Origin of the sequence: Caldovatus aquaticus (assembly GCF_019458025.1) — a bacterium.
Lineage (GTDB): Bacteria > Pseudomonadota > Alphaproteobacteria > Acetobacterales > Acetobacteraceae > Caldovatus > Caldovatus aquaticus.
The window spans coordinates 21,503-37,369 of record NZ_JAHZUY010000036.1 but is presented as its reverse complement, the minus strand read 5'-3'; the positions used below and the strand labels follow the sequence as shown (position 1 = coordinate 37,369).

Below are 15,867 nucleotides of genomic sequence, written 5' to 3'. Positions count from 1 at the left end.
CGCGGCGGCGCGCGCGGCGGCGGCGGAACGCCGGGCGGCCGCGGCGGAGCGCCGGCTCGGCCTGGCGGCGGCGGAGCTGCGCGGGCCCGGGCTCTCCCTCGCCGGCCGGGCGGAGCGGCTGCTGCGCGCCCTCGCCGCGGCGGGCGGGGGCGGCTCCCTGCCGGCGGCGGAAGCGCGGGCGGAGGCCGAGGCGCTCGCCGCGGTCCTGCGCGACCTGCGGCGCGCCAGCGAGCGGCTCGAGGCCCTCCTCGCCCTGCAGTCCGGCTCCCCCGCCCTGCACGAGGAGACCTTCCCCCTGCGCCCGCTGCTCGAGGAGGCGATCGCCGCCGTCGCCGCGGAGCCCGGCGCCGCCGGCCGCCACTGGCGGATCGCCCCCGAGCTCGGCGCGCTGTCGCTGCACGCCGACCGGCGCGCGCTGCGCGGCGCGCTGCGCGACGTCCTCGCCCGCGCCGCCCACCTCTCGCGCCCGGGCGACTGGATCGAGCTGCGGCTCGATCCGGACCGCGGCGGGAGCATCGCCATCCTGGTCGAGGACGAGGGCAGCGGCGTGCCGAGCGACGACCTGGCGCCCGGCGCCGCGCCGGCCGCCGGCCTTCCCGCGGCCGGGCGCACGCGCGGCGTCGGCCTCGGCCTCGCCGTCGCGCGCGGCCTGCTGGAGGCCCATGGCGGCGGGCTGGAGCTGGAGGCGGCGCCCGGCATCGGCGCGCGCGCCGCGCTGCTGCTGCCGCGCAACCGCGTCGCCGGCACGCCGGCTGCCTGAGCCGGAGCAGCCGGACGGGCCACCCGGTCGGCGCAGGCGGCACGCCGGGCCAACGCCCAGCCAGCGCGCGGCCCTCCGCACCGGCGCACGCCCCGCGGCCCCCCCGCCGAACGCCGTGTTCCCGCCCGCGGGGACCGTCGCCACGTCCCGTCGCGGACGGGATGGCGCGCCGCCGCGCGCGGGATCGCGCGGGAATCAGGAATGGGGCAGCCGCAACCCCGGCTCGTCCCAGGGCAGGCTGACGAGCCTGCCGGTGAGCGAGAGCGTGACGTAGGCGGTGCGCATGTCCGGCCCGCCGAAGCAGATGTTGGTCGGCATCCGCTCCGGCATCCTCACCACCCGCAGGATCTCGCCCGTGGGCGCGACGGTGGTGAGCTCCCCGCTCACCAGCGTCGCGACGACGATGTTGCCGGCGGCGGTAACGGCGAGGCTGTCGAGCCGGCGGAAGCCCGGGAACTGGCAGACCAGCCGCCCGCCATGCGGGCTCGGCCAGGGCTCCTTGCGCAGCACGCCGGGGCCGAGCACGTCGAAGGCCCAGAGCCGGCCGGTCTCGGTCTCCGCCACGTAGAGCGTCTTCCCGTCCGGCGAGAGGCCGATGCCGTTCGCGCCGCCAGGGACCGGGTGCGCCGCCTCGACGATGCGCGAGCCGTCCTCCGCCGCCCAGTAGACCGCGCCGTGGTCGCGCCCGCGCGCGCGCACCTTGCCGAGGTCGGAGAACCAGAATCCGCCCTGGCCGTCGAACACCAGGTCGTTCGGGCCGCAGAGGCGGTGCTCGCCGCAGCGCTCGTAGAGCACGGTGACGGCGCCGGTCGCGGGATCCACGCGCTCGATGCGCCCGCCGCGGTAGTCGGCGGAGGGGCCGACGGGGCGCAGCATCCCCGGCTCCTCGTGCCAGGCGAAGCCGCCGTTGTTGGTCACGTAGAGGCTGCCGCCCGGGCCGAGGGCGAGGCCGTTCGGTCCGCCGCCGGGGCGCGCGATCACGCTCTTCGTGCCGTCCGGCGCGACGCGCGTGATGCGTCCCGCCTCGATCTCGACCAGCGCGACCGAGCCGTCCGGCATCGCGACCGGGCCTTCGGGGAAGCGCAGCCCTTCGGCCAGGATGCGCAGGTCGCGCGGCGTTTCGGCGGCGGTCGCGGTCATGCGGCGGTCTCCCCATCGGGCCCGGCCGCGATCATGCGCGCGCGGCGGCGCGGCGCGAAGCCCCGCCCGCCTCGGCGCGTCGGCGCGGGCATCGCGCATGCCGGGGGACGCGTGCGCCGGCGCCGGCCGATCACGGCCGGTGCGCGAGCGCCGCCGCCAGCGGCCGGGCGGAGACACCGGGGACGGGGCGAGCCCAGGGCGACCAAGGCCGGTGCGCGCGGCCGCCCCCCCGTGCCGCGCCTCCTGCGCGCGTCCTGACCCCCCGAGACGCCACATGTGCGCCCGGCGTGCCCTCGCGCACCGCCCGGCGGGGAAGAGGGCTTGACGGCGCCGCCGGCCGGCCGGAACGGTCGCGCCATGCCGCCCCGCCCCGCCGCGCCCGATCCCGTCACCCTCGCCGTCCTCGACAACCGCTTCCGCGCCATCGTCGAGGAGATGGGCGAGGCGATGCTGCGCACCACCTACTCGCAGATCCTGAACTCCTCGCGCGACTTCTCGATCGCGCTCTGCGATGCGCGCTGCCGGCTGGTGGCGCAGGCCGACCACATCCCGGTCCATGTCGGCGCCATGCCCTTCGCCGCGCAGGCGGTGGTGGAGGCCTTCGGCGACGCGATCGCCGAGGGCGACATCTACCTGCTCAACGACCCCTACCACGGCGGCAGCCACCTGCCGGACCTCACCGCGATCGTGCCGGTCTTCGCCGAGGGGGCGCTGCGCTTCCTCTGCGTCGTGCGCGCCCACCACACCGACATCGGCGGCGCGACGCATGGCGGCTACAACCCCGCCGCCACCGAGATCTGGCAGGAGGGGCTGCGGCTGCCGCCCATCCGCCTCGGCGAGGGGCGGCGGCCGCGCGAGGACCTGCTCCGCATGATCGCCGCCAACACCCGCCTGCCGCGCGACGTGCGCGGCGACCTGATGGCGATGATCGGCGCCGCGCATCTCGGCGAGCGGCGCCTGCTCGCGCTGCTCGCGCGCCACGGGGCGGGGCTGCTCGACGCCGCGGTGGAGGCGATCCTCGACCTCGCCGAGGGGCACGCGCGACGCATCGTCGCCACCTGGGCCGACGGCACCTGGCGCGGCGAGGCGTTCCTCGACGACGACGGCTTCGGCGGCGAGGACATCGCGATCCGCGCCACCGTCACCAAGCGCGGCGATTCGCTGACCGTGGACCTCTCCGAGAGCGACCCGCAGACGCCGGGCTTCGTCAACTCCTCCTATCCCAACATGATGAGCGCGGTGCGCATGGCCTTCGCCTTCCTGCTCGATCCGGAGGTGGCGAAGAACGACGGCGCCTTCCGCCCGCTCGCCGTGCGCGCGCGGGAAGGGACGGTGGTCTGGGCGCGCGAGGGGGCGCCGGTGACGATGTGCACCTCCCACTGCTCGAACGAGATCGTCGAGGCGGTGGTGAAGGCGCTTGCCAACGCCTGCCCGGAGCGGGCGATGGGCGGCTGGGGCCGGCGCTTCCGCGTCGCCATCAAGGGGCGCGACGCGCGCCGGCCGGGGCGGGAGTTCGTCTGGCACATGTTCCACGCCCGCCCCGGCGGTGGCGGCTCGGCGAAGGGCGACGGCTGGTCCACGGTGGGCGAGTGGCATTCCGCCGGCGGGCTGAAATTCGGCTCGGTCGAGATGGCCGAGGCACGCTTCCCGCTGTTCTTCCGCCGCCACGAGTTCCGCCCCGACTCGGCGGGCGACGGCCAGCACCGCGGCGGTCTCGGCGGCGAGCTCGAGCTGGTGATCGAGACCGACGGCCCGGCGGTGGCGAACACCGCGGGCGACGGGGCGCGCCACGGCTCGGCCGGGATCCTCGGCGGGCGCGATTCGGTGCCGCACGACTACCGTCTGCGGCGCGCCGACGGGAGCGAGCGCGCGCTGCGCACCAAGGAGGTCGGCATCCCCCTCGCCCCCGGCGACGTGCTGCACGTGCGCGCCGCGGGCGGCGGCGGCTGGGGGCCGCCCGAGAAGCGCGACCCCGCCGCGCGCGCCGCCGACCTCGCCGAGGGCTATGTCACCCGATGAGCGGCTACCGCATCGGCATTGACGTCGGCGGCACCTTCACCGACGTCGTCTGCATCGGTCCGGACGGCCGTACCACCCTCGCCAAGGCGGCGAGCACGCCGGCCGACCAGAGCGAGGGCGTGGTCGCGGCGCTCGGCGTGCTCGCCGCGGCGCTCGGCCTGCCGCTGCCCGACCTGCTCGCACGCACCGAGCGCATCGTCCACGGCACCACCGTCGCGACCAACGCGCTGCTCGAGCGCAAGGGCGCGCGCGTCGCCATGCTCACCACCGCGGGGCATCGCGACGTGATCGAGATGCGCGAGGGGCTGAAGCCCGAGCGCTACGACCTGCGCCTGCCCCCGCCCCCGCCCCTCGTACCGCGCCGCCTGCGCCTTCCCGTGCGCGAGCGCCTGCGCGTGGACGGGCGCGTGGAGGTGCCGCTCGACGAGGCCTCGCTCGCCGAGGCGATCGCGGCGCTCGCCGCGGCGGAGGTGGAGGCGGTCGCGATCTGCTTCCTCCACTCCTGGCGCGACCCCGCGCACGAGCGCCGCGCCGGCGCGGCGGTGGCGAGGGCGCTGCCCGGCGTCTACGTGACCCTCTCCGCCGAGGTGCTGCCGCAGATCAAGGAGTTCGAGCGCTTCTCGACCGCGGCGGTGAACGCCTATGTCGGCCCGGTCGTCGCGCGCTACCTCTCGCGTCTGCGCGCGCGGCTCGGCGAGGCGGGCTACGCGGGCCCGGTGTTCGTCATCCTCTCGCACGGCGGCGTCGCCCCGGTCGAGGAGGCGGCACGCCTCGCCGCCGGCACCGCGCTCTCCGGCCCGGCGGGCGGCGTGGCGGCGGCGCTGGCTCTGGCGCGGCGCGGGCTCGGCCAGGACCTCGTCACCTTCGACGTCGGCGGCACCTCGACCGACATCGCGCTGGTGACGGCGGGCGAGGCGGCGCTTGGCCGCGGCCGCACGGTGGGCGGCGAGCGGATCGCGCTGGAGAGCCTCGACATCATCACCCTTGGCGCCGGCGGCGGCTCGATCGCCCATCTCGGCCCGGGCGGCACGCTGCGGGTCGGGCCGCGGAGCGCCGGCGCCGCCCCGGGGCCGGCCTGCTACGGCCAGGGCGGCAGCGAGCCGACCGTGACCGACGCCAACCTGCTGCTCGGCTATCTCGATCCGGGGAACTTCCTCGGCGGGCGGCGGCGGCTCGATCTCGCGGCGGCGGAGCGGGCCTTCGCCGCGCTCGGCGCGCGCCTCGGCCTCGATGCGACGCAGGCGGCGGCGGGCACGCACCGGCTCGCCAATGTGCACATGGCCGACGGCATCCGCCTCGCCACCGTGCGCCGCGGGGTGGACCCGCGCGACTACACCCTGCTCGGCTTCGGCGGCGCCGCCGGGCTGCATGTCAGCGCCGTGGCGCGCGAGCTCGGCATCCGCCGCGTCGCGGTGCCGCTCTTCGCCGCCGGCCTCTCCGCCTGGGGGATGCTGCACACCGACCTCCGCTACGAGGTCGCGCGCAGCGCGGCGGACACCGCCGCCGGCGTGCCGCCCGACGACGCCCTGCGCACCGCCTTCGCGACGCTGGAGGCGGAGGGCCGCGCCCGCGTCGCCGCCTGGTTCGGCGGCCAGGTCGAGACCCGCCGCGCCGCCGACATGCGCTACGGCGAGCAGGTGTTCGAGATCGCCGTGCCGCTCGATCAGCTCGACTGGGACTCGCCGGGCTTGGCCGAGCGCGTGCGCGAGGCCTTCCACCGCCGCCACGAGGCGCTGTTCACCTACGCGCTGCGCGGCGAGGAGGTGGTGCTGGTGAACGCGCGCGTCGCCGTGGTGGGCCGCCTGCCGGCGATGCCGGTGCCGGAGGCGCCCGCCGCCGCCGCGCCCGCCGCGCCGGTCGCGCGGCGGCGCATCCTGCTCGCCGACGGCGGCACGGCGGAGGCGCCGGTGTTCGACTTCGCCGCCCTCGCCCCCGATCAGCGCCTGGACGGCCCGGCGATCGTCGAGAGCGACACCACGACCGTGCTGCTGCTCCCCGGCGACGCGGCGCGGATGGACGCGCGCGGCTGGCTGGAGGTGGAGGTGCCGGCGGCCGCGGCCCTGTAGGGCGGATCGCCGGCGGCCGGAAACGGGCGGGAGCGCGGATCCGCGCGACGGACGATGCGCCGGGCCGCGCGCCGCGCGCGCAGGCGTGCGGGAACGGCGCCGGGGCGGATCGCGGGGGGCGGAAACGGGCAGGCGCGCGAAGCCGTCCGCCGGGCCGTGCGCCGAGCCGGGCGGAACGGCTCTCGCCCCCGCGCCCGGCGCGCCTCAGCGCGTCTCGCCGATCGGCGCCACCTCGTCCGTCATGCCGGCGAGCACCTCGGCGACGTGGCGCACATGCACCGGCGAGCCCTCGCGCCGCAGCCGCCCGGCGATGTTGAGCAGGCAGCCGAGGTCGCCCGCGAGCACCGTATCCGCCCCGGTCGCCGCCACGTCGCGGGCCTTGTCGGCGACCATGCGCGTAGAGATGTCCGGATACTTGACGCAGAAGGTGCCGCCGAAGCCGCAGCACACCTCGGGCTCCGCGAGCTCCTTCAGCGTCAGCCCGCGCACCGAGGCGAGCAACCGGCGCGGCTGGTCGCGGATGCCGAGCTCGCGCAGGCCGGAGCAGGAATCGTGGTAGGCGACGATGCCGTCGTAGCGCGCCTCCACCCGCTGCAGCCCTATCACGTCGGCGAGGAAGGAGACCAGCTCGTGCGTCTTCGCCGCCAGCCGCTCGGCGCGGGCGCGCTCCTGCGGGTCGTCGGCGAAGAGCGCGGGGTAGTGGTGCCGGATCATCGCCGCGCAGGAGCCGGAGGGGGCGACGGTGTGGTCGTAGGGCAGGAACTCCTCGATCACCCGGCGGGCGAGGTCGCGCGCATCGGCGCGGTCGCCGGAATTGTAGGCCGGCTGGCCGCAGCAGGTCTGGCCCCGCGGCACCACCACCTCGCAGCCCGCGCGTTCCAGCAGGCGCAGCGCGGCGAAGCCGACGCTCGGGCGGTAGAGGTCCACGAGGCAGGTGACGAAGAGCGCGACGCGCGGGCGGGCGGGGGCTGGCATGGCGGCGCCAGTAGTGGCACCGCGCCGCCCCGGCGTCGAGGCGCGGCCGGCCCGGCCGTGCTCCGAGCCGGGAGAGCCGGCTCAGGACCGCCGCGGCGTTCCCGTGGCGCGTTCCCCCCCGGTCCGCCCCGGCCAGGGCGCCGCCCCCGCCGTCCGCTCGCGCGGCAGCAGCACGAACATCTCGACCGGCTCGCGCATCCGCCCGGCGCGGTCCCCGGCCTCCGGTCCCCAGCCCACGAACAGGTCGCCGCGCGCCGGGCCGCGGATCGCCCCGCCCGTGTCCTGCGCCACCACCAGCCGGCGCAACGGCGGCCCGCCGCCGCCCTCGCCGTGCGTCGCGAGGAAGACCGGCGCCCCGAGCGGCACGAAGGCCGGGTCCACCGCGAGCGAGCGCATCGGCGTCAGCGGCACGCCGAGCGTGCCGATCGGCCCCTGGTCCGGCCGCAGCCCCTCCACCAGGCGGAAGAAGACGAAGGAGGGGTTCTCGCGCATCAGCCGTCGCCCGCGCTCCTCTCCCTCCCGGCCCGGAGCGTTCAGCCAGGCGCGGATCGCCTGCAGGGACATCCGCTCGCGCGGGATCTCGCCGCGCTCGATCAGGATCCGCCCGATGGCGCGGTAGGGATGGCCGTTCTGCCCGGCATGGCCGAGGCGCAGCAGCGTGCCGTCCGCCAGCACCACCCGGCCGGAGCCCTGGATGTGCAGGAAGAAGGCCTCGACGGGGTCGTCCACATGGACCAGCTCGAGGCCGCGCCCCGCCAGCGCCCCGTCCTCGATCGCGGCCCGGTCCGGCAGCGGCTCGAGCCGCCCGTCGCGCCACTGGCCCCAGACGCGCCGCGCGGCAGGGGCCCCCGGCGCGCCGCCTTGCGCCACGGGGGCGATCGTCGCCTCCGCCAGCTCCGGCGGCGGGGCGTAGAGGGGGACGGGGAAGCTCGGGCCGGGCGCGCGCGCGCCGCGCAGGATCGGCTCGTAGTAGCCGGTGAGCAGGCCGGGCGCGGCGACGGCGAAGGGCCGGAAGCGGCGCTCGAAGAAGCGGCGGGCGCGCGCCTCGCGTCGTGCGGCGATCGCACCCTCCGTGCCGGGCGCGGGACCGGCCGGGCGCGCCAGGGCGGCGCGGAGCGCCGCGGCCTCGGCGCAGAGCGCGCGCCATGCGGCCGGGCTGCCGCCGGGCGGCGGCGCCTGCTCCGGCGCGTCCGGCGCGCGCTCCGCCGGCAGGGCGGCGAACGCGCGGCAGCTCTCCAGCAGGGCGGGCAGCGCCTCGGAGGGCCGGTCCTCGGTCCAGCCGGGCAGGGCGTGCCAGGAGACGGGACGCAGGAGCGGGGCCGTCGCGGCGGCCCGAGCCGGTGCGGCGGCGCCCTGGCGCTCCCCGGCCGCAGCGGCCGGCGACAGCAGGGCAAGCCCGAGGAAGGCGAGAGCGGCGCGGCGCGGCACGCCCGGGGATAGGAATTGCCGGCCCGGCGCGGCAACCGCCCCGCGCGGGGGCGGGGGCATCACGCCGCAGGCGGTGCGGAGAGGAACCCCCGCCCGCTCAGGTTCCGCCGCGGACCATCGCCGCGGCGCGGCCGACCGCCGGCCGGCGTCGCCCCCCGCCGCGTCCCCTCGCCTGGCCTGCGCGCCTCGTCCCCGCGCCACGTCCCCTCGCTTGGCCTGCGCGCTGCGGCTCGGCGCCTCGCCCGGCGCGTGCGCCGCCGCCCCCTTGCCTCGCCTGCCCGGCCCGGCCTGCGCCCTGCGGCGGCGCGACCGCGCGCGGGCCGCTCAGCCGGAGCGGGTCGCCACCAGCCGCCAGGTCGGATCGCCGCTGGTCAGGTCGCGCTGGAAGGTCCAGAGGTCGGTGAGCTCGGTCACGGCCTCGGTGCCGGAGACGACCTCGCCGTTGCGGCCGGTGGTCAGGTTGACCTGGTCGCTGACGAAGCGGACGGTGATGTCGGCGACGGTGCCGCGCAGGTCGGCGGCCTCGATCGCCACCTCCTGCACGGCGCGGATCTCGGTGCGCTGGCGCTCGCCGGCCGCCTCGCGCGCGGCGATGGCGTGCTCGAAGCCGGCGTAGGTGTCGTCGGAGAGCAGCGCGCGCAGCGTGGCGCGGTCGCCCTCGGCGAAGGCGGTGACGATCATGCGGAAGGCGGCCTCGGCGCCCTCGAGGAAGCGGTTCGGGTCGAAGCCGGGATCAACGCCGCGGATGCGGGCGAGCGCCTGGCCCACCGGCGAGCGCGGATCGGGGATGACGCGGCGCGCCTGCCCGGCGGCCGGCGCGGCGGGCGCGCGGGCCTCCGCCTCGCCTTCGGCGGCGCGGGTGGTGCGCGGGTCATAGCCCGCGGGGCGCTCCGGCTGCGGCGGGCGCTCGAAGCCGGTGCGCCGGCCGAGCACGCTGCGCAGGCGCAGCACCAGGAACGCCGCGACCATCGCGTAGAGGATCAGGTCAATCGGGATGCCGCCGGCCTGCATTGCTCGGACTCCTTCGACGCAGACTTAGGGGCCCGGCACCGCCCCCGCAACGGCGCGGCGGGCGGCTTGCCCGCGGGCGCTCCGGCGCGGTATCGCCGGGCGGGTGGGGCCCCTCCCGGCCACTGAACGTCCCGATGATCCTCCTGCGCCACGGCCAGAGCGAGTTCAACCTGCACTTCGGCGCGACCCGGCGCGATCCCGGCATCCGCGACCCGGCGCTGACCGAGCTCGGCCGCCGCCAAGCGGAGGCGGCGGCCGCGGCGCTGGCGGGCGAGGGCCTGCGCCGCATCCTGGTGAGCCCCTACACCCGGGCGCTGCAGACCGCCGAACCGATCGCCCGCCGCCTCGACCTGCCGGTGATCGTCATCCCGACGGTGCGCGAACGCTACGCCTTCACCTGCGACATCGGCACCCCGGCGACGGAGCTGGCGCGGCGCTTCCCGCACCTCGACTTCGCCCGGCTCGAGGAGGTGTGGTGGCCCGCCGCCGAGGAGCCGGCCGAGCAGGTCGAGGCCCGCGCGGCGCTGTTCCGGGCCGAGATGGCGGCGCTGCCGGACTGGCGCGACACGCTGGTGGTCTCCCACTGGGGGTTCATCCTCTGCCTGACCGGCCGGAGCGTGGCGAACGGCGAGTGGCTGCGCTGCGACCCCACCGGGCCGGCGCCGGAGCGGATCGTCTGGAAGGCATGACGGGCGAGGGGCGGCTGCGGGCGCCGCCTCAGCCGGCCGGCGGCGCCGCGCGCGCCGGCTCCGGCGCCGCCTTGCTGCGCAGCATCAGCCACAGCCCCGCCGCCAGCATCGGCAGCGACAGGAGCTGCCCCATCGTCGCCCCGCCCCAGAGGAAGCCGAGATGCGCGTCCGGCTGGCGGAAGAACTCGCCGGTGATGCGCGCCACGCCGTAGCCGGCAAGGAAGGCGCCGGAGAGGAAGCCGCGCCGCGCCCGGATCCCCGGGCGCGCGACCAGCGCCATCATCAGCGCGAACAGCAGGGCACCCTCCAGCGCCGCCTGGTAGAGCTGGCTCGGATGCCGCGGCAGCGGGCCGGCGCCGGGGAACACCATCCCCCAGGGCACGTCCGTCACCCGCCCCCACAGCTCGCCGTTGATGAAGTTCGCCACCCGGCCGAGCCCGAGCCCGATCGGCACCACGCACACCACCCGGTCGGCGAAGCGCAGCAGATCGAGCCGCCGCGCGCGCGCGAACCACCACAGCGCCAGGACCACCCCCAGCATGCCGCCGTGGAAGCTCATGCCCCCGTGCCAGATGGCCAGCGCCTCCCACGGGTGGAACAGGTAGTAGCCGGGCCGGTAGAACAGCACGTAGCCGAGCCGCCCGCCGAGCACGATGCCGAGCGTGGCCCAGGTGACGAAATCGTCGAGCTGCTCCGGCGTGGCCGCCGGCGGCGGGCGCTGCACCAGCCGCCGCGCCAGCCGCCAGCCGAGCACGATGCCGGCGATGTAGGCGAGCGCATACCAGCGGATCGCGAACGGCCCGATCTCGACGAGGACCGGATCGATCCGCGGGAAGGGGAGGGCGAACAGCATCAGCGGTAGGGATCCGGCCGGAGCAGGAACTCCTGCACGGTGCGCCGCACCCCCTCCTCGAGCGGGGTCGGCGGCCGGGTCCAGCCGGCCCGGCGCAGCCGGTCCATGCGCGCCTCGGTGAAGTACTGGTACTTGCCCCGCAGGTCCTCGGGCATCTCGACGAAGCGGATCTCGGCCGGCCGGTCGAGCGCCGCGAACAGCGCCAGCACCAGGTCGAGGAAGGTCCGCGCCGTGCCGGTGCCGAGGTTGAACAGCCCCGACACCTCGGGATGGTCGAGCAGCCACAGCATGGCGTCCACGCAGTCGTCCACGTGGACGAAGTCGCGCGCCTGCGCCCCGTCGGCGATGTCCGGGCGGTCGGAGCGGAACAGCGTCGCCGGCCGGCCGGCCGTCACCTCGCGGAACTTGTGGTAGAGCACGCTCGCCATGCGGCCCTTGTGGTATTCGTTCGGGCCGTAGACGTTGAAGAAGCGCAGGCCTGCCCATTGCGGCGGGGCCGGCGCCCCGCGCGCGAGCAGGTCCGCCACCCGCCGGTCGAAGGCGAGCTTGGACCAGCCGTAGAGGTTGAGGGGGCGCAGCCGCGCGAGATGCGCGGGCGAGGCGTCGTCGTCGAAGCCGAGGGCGCCGTCGCCGTAGACCGCGGCGGAGGAGGCGTAGAGGAAGGGCACCCCCGCCTCCGTGCACCAGGACCACAGCCAGAGCGGCAGGGTGAAGTTCACCGCCGCAACCAGGTCCCCGTCGCGGGCCGTGGTGTCGCTGATGGCGCCGAGATGCAGCACCGCCTCCACCGGCGGGCGGGCGGCGAGGTAGTCCTCGATCTTCTCGGGCGGCAGGATGCCGGCGATCGGGTGATGGGCGAGGTTGCGCCACTTCTCCCCGTCGCGCAGCCGGTCCACCACCATCACCTCGGCCCCGCGGGCGCACAGCGCGGCGACGAGATTGGAGCCGATGAAACCGGCGCCGCCGGTGACAAGATACATGCGGAGCGCGTCCCGTCCGTCCTGCGCGCGAGGGGGCCGGCCGGCCTCTCTCGCGCGGCGCGGCGCCGGCGCGGTATAGGGCGCGGCCGGCGGCCCGGGCAAGCCGGCCGGCGGACGGACAGGGCGACGGGCGGCGCGAAGAGGAGGCGACACGCGCATGAGCGAGCAGACGAGTGGCGGCGGCCCCGCCGGCGGGCGCGGCGGGCGGCGGGGCGGCCTCTTCGACGACCTCGCGGGCGTTGCGGGCGGCGCCTTCTCCGCCCTCGCCGGGCTGCGGAGCGAGGTCGAGGCCGCCGTGCGCAGCCAGGTCGAGAGCCTGATCCAGCGGCTCGAGCTGGTGCGGCGCGAGGATCTGGACGCGGCGATGGAGGTCGCCCGGCGGGCGCGGGAGGAGGCGGAGGCGCTGGCCGCCCGCGTCGCCGCGCTGGAGGCGCGGCTCGGCGTCGGCGGCCGCGACGCGCCCGCGGCGGCGGCCATGACCGGCACCGTCCCGCAGGGCAGCGCCGCGGCCGAGGCCTCGGCCGGGATGCCCAACGCCGAGGCGGCGCAGGAGGCGGCCGGGCCGGGCGAGGCGCCGCCCCCCGGTCCGGCCGGAGGAGGCACGGTCCCGGCAGGCAGCGCCGCGGCCGAGGCCTCGGCCGGGATGCCCAACGCCGAAGCGGCGCAGGAGGCGGCGGAACGGGAGGCGGAGGGGAGCGGCCGCGGCGCGGCGGACGGCTCTTCCGCCGCCAGGTGAAGACCGCCTCGCAACCGTTCGGTGTCCAAACTCTTGCGGAATTCCGCGCCGCTTGATTAGTCTAGGTCTTGTGGTGGGTTCGTCCGCAGGGCCCCAATAGCCAGGGGGCGGGCGGACCTCAGGGGGGAACCCGCCGGAAAGGAAGGAGGGGTTGCGATGCCCGCCACCTTGGGCCTCGACCGCGACCGAGCCGCCGCCAATCCCCTCGACGTCCTCGAGCAGATCCTCGCCGCCAACGAGTGGGCCTTCGAGCGCCGCTCGGACGGCGAGATGGCCGCCGAGGCGCCGGGGAAGTGGTGCGACTACGGGCTCTACTTCTCCTGGTCGCCCGAGATCAGCGCCATGCACTTCACCTGCGCCTTCGACCTGAAGGTGCCGGCCGGCAGGCGGGACAAGCTGTTCGAGCTGCTCGCCCTGGCCAACGAGAAGCTCTGGCTCGGCCATTTCGGCCTGGAGGGCGAGGAGGGGGTGCCGGTGTTCCGCCACTCCGTCCTGCTGCGCGGCACGCCCGGGGCGAGCGTCGAGAGCCTCGAGGACATGGTGGACATCGCCATCGCCGAGTGCGAGCGGTTCTTCCCCGCCTTCCAGTTCGTCCTCTGGGGCGGGCGCAGCCCGGCCGAGGCGCTGGCCGCGGCGATGCTGGACTGCGTGGGGGAGGCCTAGGCCCGCCGGCCGCGCCGCCCGGCCGAGGGGGGCCGGCACGGCCGCGGCCTCGCGCGGCTGTGATGGACGCCGTGCGGCTGCGCTCCCCAGATTTTCCGCGCCGAGATCCGCCGGCCGCCGGGGACGGGCGGGTGCCAGCCGCACCGCGATGCCGCGCCTCGCCCGGCCGCGCCGGCCGCCGGACGGCTTTCCTCCGGCCGCCACGCCATGCGCGGGCGGCCCGTTGCGGAGGGACGATGCCATGCCAAGGGTCTGGGCCGCGCGGTATCCCGTCAGCATCGAGAATCATGCGGTTCCCGCCATCCGCCGCATCGGCGTGCGCGACCTGCGCGAGGCGCTCGCCGCCGGCCTCGCCGATTTCCTCGCCGCGCCGACGCAGCTCCTCTTCCTCGGTGTGATCTATCCCCTCGTCGGCCTGGCCGCCGCGCGCGCCGCCTGGGGCGGGCCGCTGATGCCGCTGCTCTGGCCGCTGGTCGCCGGCCTCTCCCTGGTCGGCCCGGTGGCGGCGCTCGGCCTCTACGAGATCAGCCGGCGGCGCGAGCGCGGCCTGCCGGTCTCCTGGCTCAACGCCTTCGACGTGCTGCGCTCGCCCGCGATCGGGGCGATCGCGGTGCTCGCGGTGATGCTGCTCGCGATCTTCGTGGCCTGGCTGGCCGCGGCGCAAGCGGTCTATGCCATGACGCTCGGCGCCGCCGGGCCGCCGCCGGCCACGATGGCGGAGTTCCTCGCGCGCGTGTTCACCACGGGGGCGGGCTGGCGGCTGATCCTGATCGGCAACGGGGTGGGCTTCCTGTTCGCCGCGCTGGTGCTGAGCCTGACCGTGATCTCCTTCCCGCTGCTGCTCGACCGGCCCTATCTCGGGCCGGTGACGGCGATGCGGACCTCGCTGCGGGCGGTCGCGGTGAACCCGGTGCCGATGGCGCTCTGGGGGCTGATCGTGGCGGGGCTGCTGTTCCTCGGCTGCCTGCCGCTGTTCGTCGGGCTGGCGGTGGTGATGCCGGTGCTCGGCCACGCAACCTGGCACCTCTACCGGCGCGTGGTGGAGCACTGAGCGGACCCGGCCGGCGTCAGATCCTCCCCCACCACCGCCGCGTCGCGGCCAGCGCGGCGAGGCCCGCGAGGCCCATCGCCGCCGTCGCCGCCGACGCGCCGACCGCCTCCGCGAGCAGCCCGAGCGCCACGAAGCCGAGCGGCCCCGTGCCGATGCAGACCGAGAGCAGGCCGAGCACGCGCGAGCGCATCTCCGGCGGCGCGGCGAGGAACACAAGCGTCGCCTGCATGGTGGCGAAGCCGGCCTGGGCGAGGCCGGTCAGCAGCAGCGCCGCCGCGGCGAGCCAGACCTGCGGCGCCAGCGCGAAGGCGATCAGCGTCGCGAGGTAGAGCGTCACCCCGCCGACATAGCAGGCGCGGTAGTGGCGCGGCCGCGCCCACAGCGCGAGCGCCACCGCCCCGCCGAACGCCCCCACCCCGTCCACGCTGGCGAGCAGCCCGATCCCGTCCGGACCGAGGCCGAGCCGGTCCTGCCCGATCACCGGGATCATGCTGGTGAAGGGCCAGCCGAACAGGTTGAAGATCACGGTGACGGCGAGGATGCCGGTGAGCCGCCGGTCCTGCCGCACCGCCGCCACGCCCTCCGCCATCCGCCCGAGCACGCCGGCCGCGGCCGCCGCCGGGGCGCCCGCCGCGCGGGCCGGCCCCACCCGCAGCGCCGCGCCGAGCGCGACGAGATGCAGCAGCGCGCCGAGCGCGAAGGCGCCCTCGATCCCGGCCGCGGCGTAGAGCGCGCCGCCGAGGGTCGGGCCGAAGATGCGGCTCGCGTTGTTGGCGCCGACGTCGAGCGACATCGCCGTGCCCATGCGCTCCGGCCCCACCGCCTCGCCGATCATCAGCCGGCGCACCGGGTTGTCCGCCGCCCAGCCGATGCCGTTGAGGAAGCTGCCGAGCGCGACGTGCCACACCGCGAGCTGCCCGGCATGGGCGAGCAGCGCCATCGCCGCCGAGACGGCGAGGCCGCCGAGCACCACCGCGAGCAGCGCGGCGCGGCGTTCGACGCGCTCCGCCGCGGCGCCGATCACGGCGCCGAGCAGGCCGAGCGGCAGCAGCCGCAGCATCGTCATCATCGCCACGAGGAAGGCCGAGCCGGTCTGGCGATAGACGAAGACGCCGATCGCGATCATCTCGATCCAGCGGACGACGAAGACAACGGCGCCGACGGTCCAGAGGCGGCGGAAGGCGGGCTCGGCGAGGAGCGACCGCGCGCCGTTCCCGGCGCGCGGCGCCGCGGCGGCGCCGCGACCGGCCCCCGGCGCCGCGCCGGCCTCGCCGTCCGCGGCGGGGGGCGCCGCCGTTCCCGTGCTCTCGTCCACCGGTTCCCGGCCGCCCGTGCGTTCCGCTCCCGCCGCCGATCCTGCCGCCCCGCACGCCCGGCGCCTAGAGCGGATCGCGGACGGCGGGAAACGGCCGGGAGCGCGGATCGGCGCGGCAGGCGACGCGCCGCGCCGCTGCGGCGGCCGGGTCGTGGCGCGGGCCGGCCATGCGCTCGACGAC

Annotated in this window: 14 protein-coding genes; 7 read left to right on the top strand and 7 right to left on the bottom strand. The window is 77.1% G+C overall.

Features of this window, described 5'->3' with window-relative positions:
* Window positions 1-760, top strand: a 760-nt coding sequence (locus K1J50_RS12690) for a sensor histidine kinase (protein WP_220118080.1), incomplete at its 5' end; no start/stop codon positions are given.
* Window positions 761-955: 195 nt separating this feature from the next.
* On the opposite strand, the gene K1J50_RS12685 is transcribed toward K1J50_RS12690, so the two are convergent.
* Window positions 956-1,900 (bottom strand): SMP-30/gluconolactonase/LRE family protein, encoded by a 945-nt coding sequence (locus tag K1J50_RS12685; protein ID WP_220118079.1) that lies wholly within the window; start codon window positions 1,898-1,900, stop codon window positions 956-958.
* 357 nt (window positions 1,901-2,257) lie between these two features.
* Here K1J50_RS12685 and K1J50_RS12680 point away from each other — a divergent pair, with 357 nt between their 5' ends.
* Both K1J50_RS12680 and K1J50_RS12675 read left to right on the top strand, forming a co-directional pair.
* Window positions 2,258-3,919: a hydantoinase B/oxoprolinase family protein gene (locus K1J50_RS12680; RefSeq protein ID WP_220118078.1), complete on the top strand. Its 1,662-nt coding sequence runs from the start codon at window positions 2,258-2,260 to the stop codon at window positions 3,917-3,919.
* Complete coding sequence (locus tag K1J50_RS12675; RefSeq protein ID WP_220118077.1) at window positions 3,916-5,985, top strand: hydantoinase/oxoprolinase family protein; 2,070 nt, start codon at window positions 3,916-3,918, stop codon at window positions 5,983-5,985. Before K1J50_RS12680 ends, K1J50_RS12675 begins: the two co-directional genes overlap by 4 nt.
* A 204-nt stretch (window positions 5,986-6,189) precedes the next feature.
* Here the strand turns inward: K1J50_RS12675 and K1J50_RS12670 are convergent, their stop codons facing one another.
* The 3 genes from K1J50_RS12670 to K1J50_RS12660 all read right to left on the bottom strand — a co-directional run bounded on the left by K1J50_RS12670 (window position 6,190) and on the right by K1J50_RS12660 (window position 9,399).
* A complete protein-coding gene (locus tag K1J50_RS12670) occupies window positions 6,190-6,960 on the bottom strand; it encodes a (Fe-S)-binding protein (protein ID WP_220118076.1) in 771 nt (256 codons plus the stop codon).
* 81 nt (window positions 6,961-7,041) lie between these two features.
* A complete protein-coding gene (gene mltA, locus K1J50_RS12665) occupies window positions 7,042-8,388 on the bottom strand; it encodes a murein transglycosylase A (protein ID WP_369413591.1) in 1,347 nt (448 codons plus the stop codon).
* A 324-nt stretch (window positions 8,389-8,712) separates the two neighbouring features.
* Entirely contained in the window at window positions 8,713-9,399 is a 687-nt protein-coding gene (locus K1J50_RS12660; protein ID WP_220118074.1) for a Tim44/TimA family putative adaptor protein, read from the bottom strand.
* 134 nt (window positions 9,400-9,533) lie between these two features.
* Here K1J50_RS12660 and K1J50_RS12655 point away from each other — a divergent pair, with 134 nt between their 5' ends.
* A complete protein-coding gene (locus tag K1J50_RS12655) occupies window positions 9,534-10,088 on the top strand; it encodes a histidine phosphatase family protein (RefSeq protein WP_220118073.1) in 555 nt (184 codons plus the stop codon).
* 28 nt (window positions 10,089-10,116) lie between these two features.
* Here the strand turns inward: K1J50_RS12655 and lgt are convergent, their stop codons facing one another.
* Together lgt and rfaD are read right to left on the bottom strand one after the other, a co-directional pair.
* Window positions 10,117-10,941 carry a prolipoprotein diacylglyceryl transferase gene (gene lgt, locus K1J50_RS12650; protein ID WP_220118072.1) on the bottom strand — a complete coding sequence of 275 codons (825 nt, stop codon included), beginning with the start codon at window positions 10,939-10,941 and terminating at the stop codon, window positions 10,117-10,119.
* On the bottom strand, window positions 10,941-11,921 hold the full coding sequence (gene rfaD, locus K1J50_RS12645; protein ID WP_220118071.1) for an ADP-glyceromanno-heptose 6-epimerase: 981 nt from the start codon (window positions 11,919-11,921) through the stop codon (window positions 10,941-10,943). The genes lgt and rfaD overlap by 1 nt, the downstream gene beginning before the upstream one ends.
* A gap of 157 nt (window positions 11,922-12,078) precedes the next feature.
* On the opposite strand from rfaD, the gene K1J50_RS19680 reads away from it, so the two are divergent.
* From K1J50_RS19680 to K1J50_RS12630, 3 genes are all read left to right on the top strand, one after another.
* On the top strand, window positions 12,079-12,657 hold the full coding sequence (locus tag K1J50_RS19680; protein WP_408869375.1) for an accessory factor UbiK family protein: 579 nt from the start codon (window positions 12,079-12,081) through the stop codon (window positions 12,655-12,657).
* Window positions 12,658-12,813: 156 nt separating this feature from the next.
* Entirely contained in the window at window positions 12,814-13,320 is a 507-nt protein-coding gene (locus K1J50_RS12635; protein WP_220118070.1) for a type III secretion system chaperone family protein, read from the top strand.
* 241 nt (window positions 13,321-13,561) lie between these two features.
* Window positions 13,562-14,371: a DUF2189 domain-containing protein gene (locus K1J50_RS12630; protein WP_220118069.1), complete on the top strand. Its 810-nt coding sequence runs from the start codon at window positions 13,562-13,564 to the stop codon at window positions 14,369-14,371.
* Window positions 14,372-14,387: 16 nt separating this feature from the next.
* Here the strand turns inward: K1J50_RS12630 and K1J50_RS12625 are convergent, their stop codons facing one another.
* Window positions 14,388-15,686, bottom strand: a complete 1,299-nt coding sequence (locus tag K1J50_RS12625) for an MFS transporter (RefSeq protein ID WP_220118068.1) — start codon at window positions 15,684-15,686, stop codon at window positions 14,388-14,390.
* Between the last annotated feature and the right edge of the window lie 181 nt (window positions 15,687-15,867).

Coding starts and splice junctions, on each gene's coding strand:
- K1J50_RS12685 (WP_220118079.1), bottom strand. CDS start 1,900: ATGACCGCGACCGCCGCCGAAACGCCGCGCGACCTGCGCATCCTGGCC.
- K1J50_RS12680 (WP_220118078.1), top strand. CDS start 2,258: ATGCCGCCCCGCCCCGCCGCGCCCGATCCCGTCACCCTCGCCGTCCTC.
- K1J50_RS12675 (WP_220118077.1), top strand. CDS start 3,916: ATGAGCGGCTACCGCATCGGCATTGACGTCGGCGGCACCTTCACCGAC.
- K1J50_RS12670 (WP_220118076.1), bottom strand. CDS start 6,960: ATGCCAGCCCCCGCCCGCCCGCGCGTCGCGCTCTTCGTCACCTGCCTC.
- K1J50_RS12660 (WP_220118074.1), bottom strand. CDS start 9,399: ATGCAGGCCGGCGGCATCCCGATTGACCTGATCCTCTACGCGATGGTC.
- K1J50_RS12655 (WP_220118073.1), top strand. CDS start 9,534: ATGATCCTCCTGCGCCACGGCCAGAGCGAGTTCAACCTGCACTTCGGC.
- lgt (WP_220118072.1), bottom strand. CDS start 10,941: ATGCTGTTCGCCCTCCCCTTCCCGCGGATCGATCCGGTCCTCGTCGAG.
- rfaD (WP_220118071.1), bottom strand. CDS start 11,921: ATGTATCTTGTCACCGGCGGCGCCGGTTTCATCGGCTCCAATCTCGTC.
- K1J50_RS19680 (WP_408869375.1), top strand. CDS start 12,079: ATGAGCGAGCAGACGAGTGGCGGCGGCCCCGCCGGCGGGCGCGGCGGG.
- K1J50_RS12635 (WP_220118070.1), top strand. CDS start 12,814: ATGCCCGCCACCTTGGGCCTCGACCGCGACCGAGCCGCCGCCAATCCC.
- K1J50_RS12630 (WP_220118069.1), top strand. CDS start 13,562: ATGCCAAGGGTCTGGGCCGCGCGGTATCCCGTCAGCATCGAGAATCAT.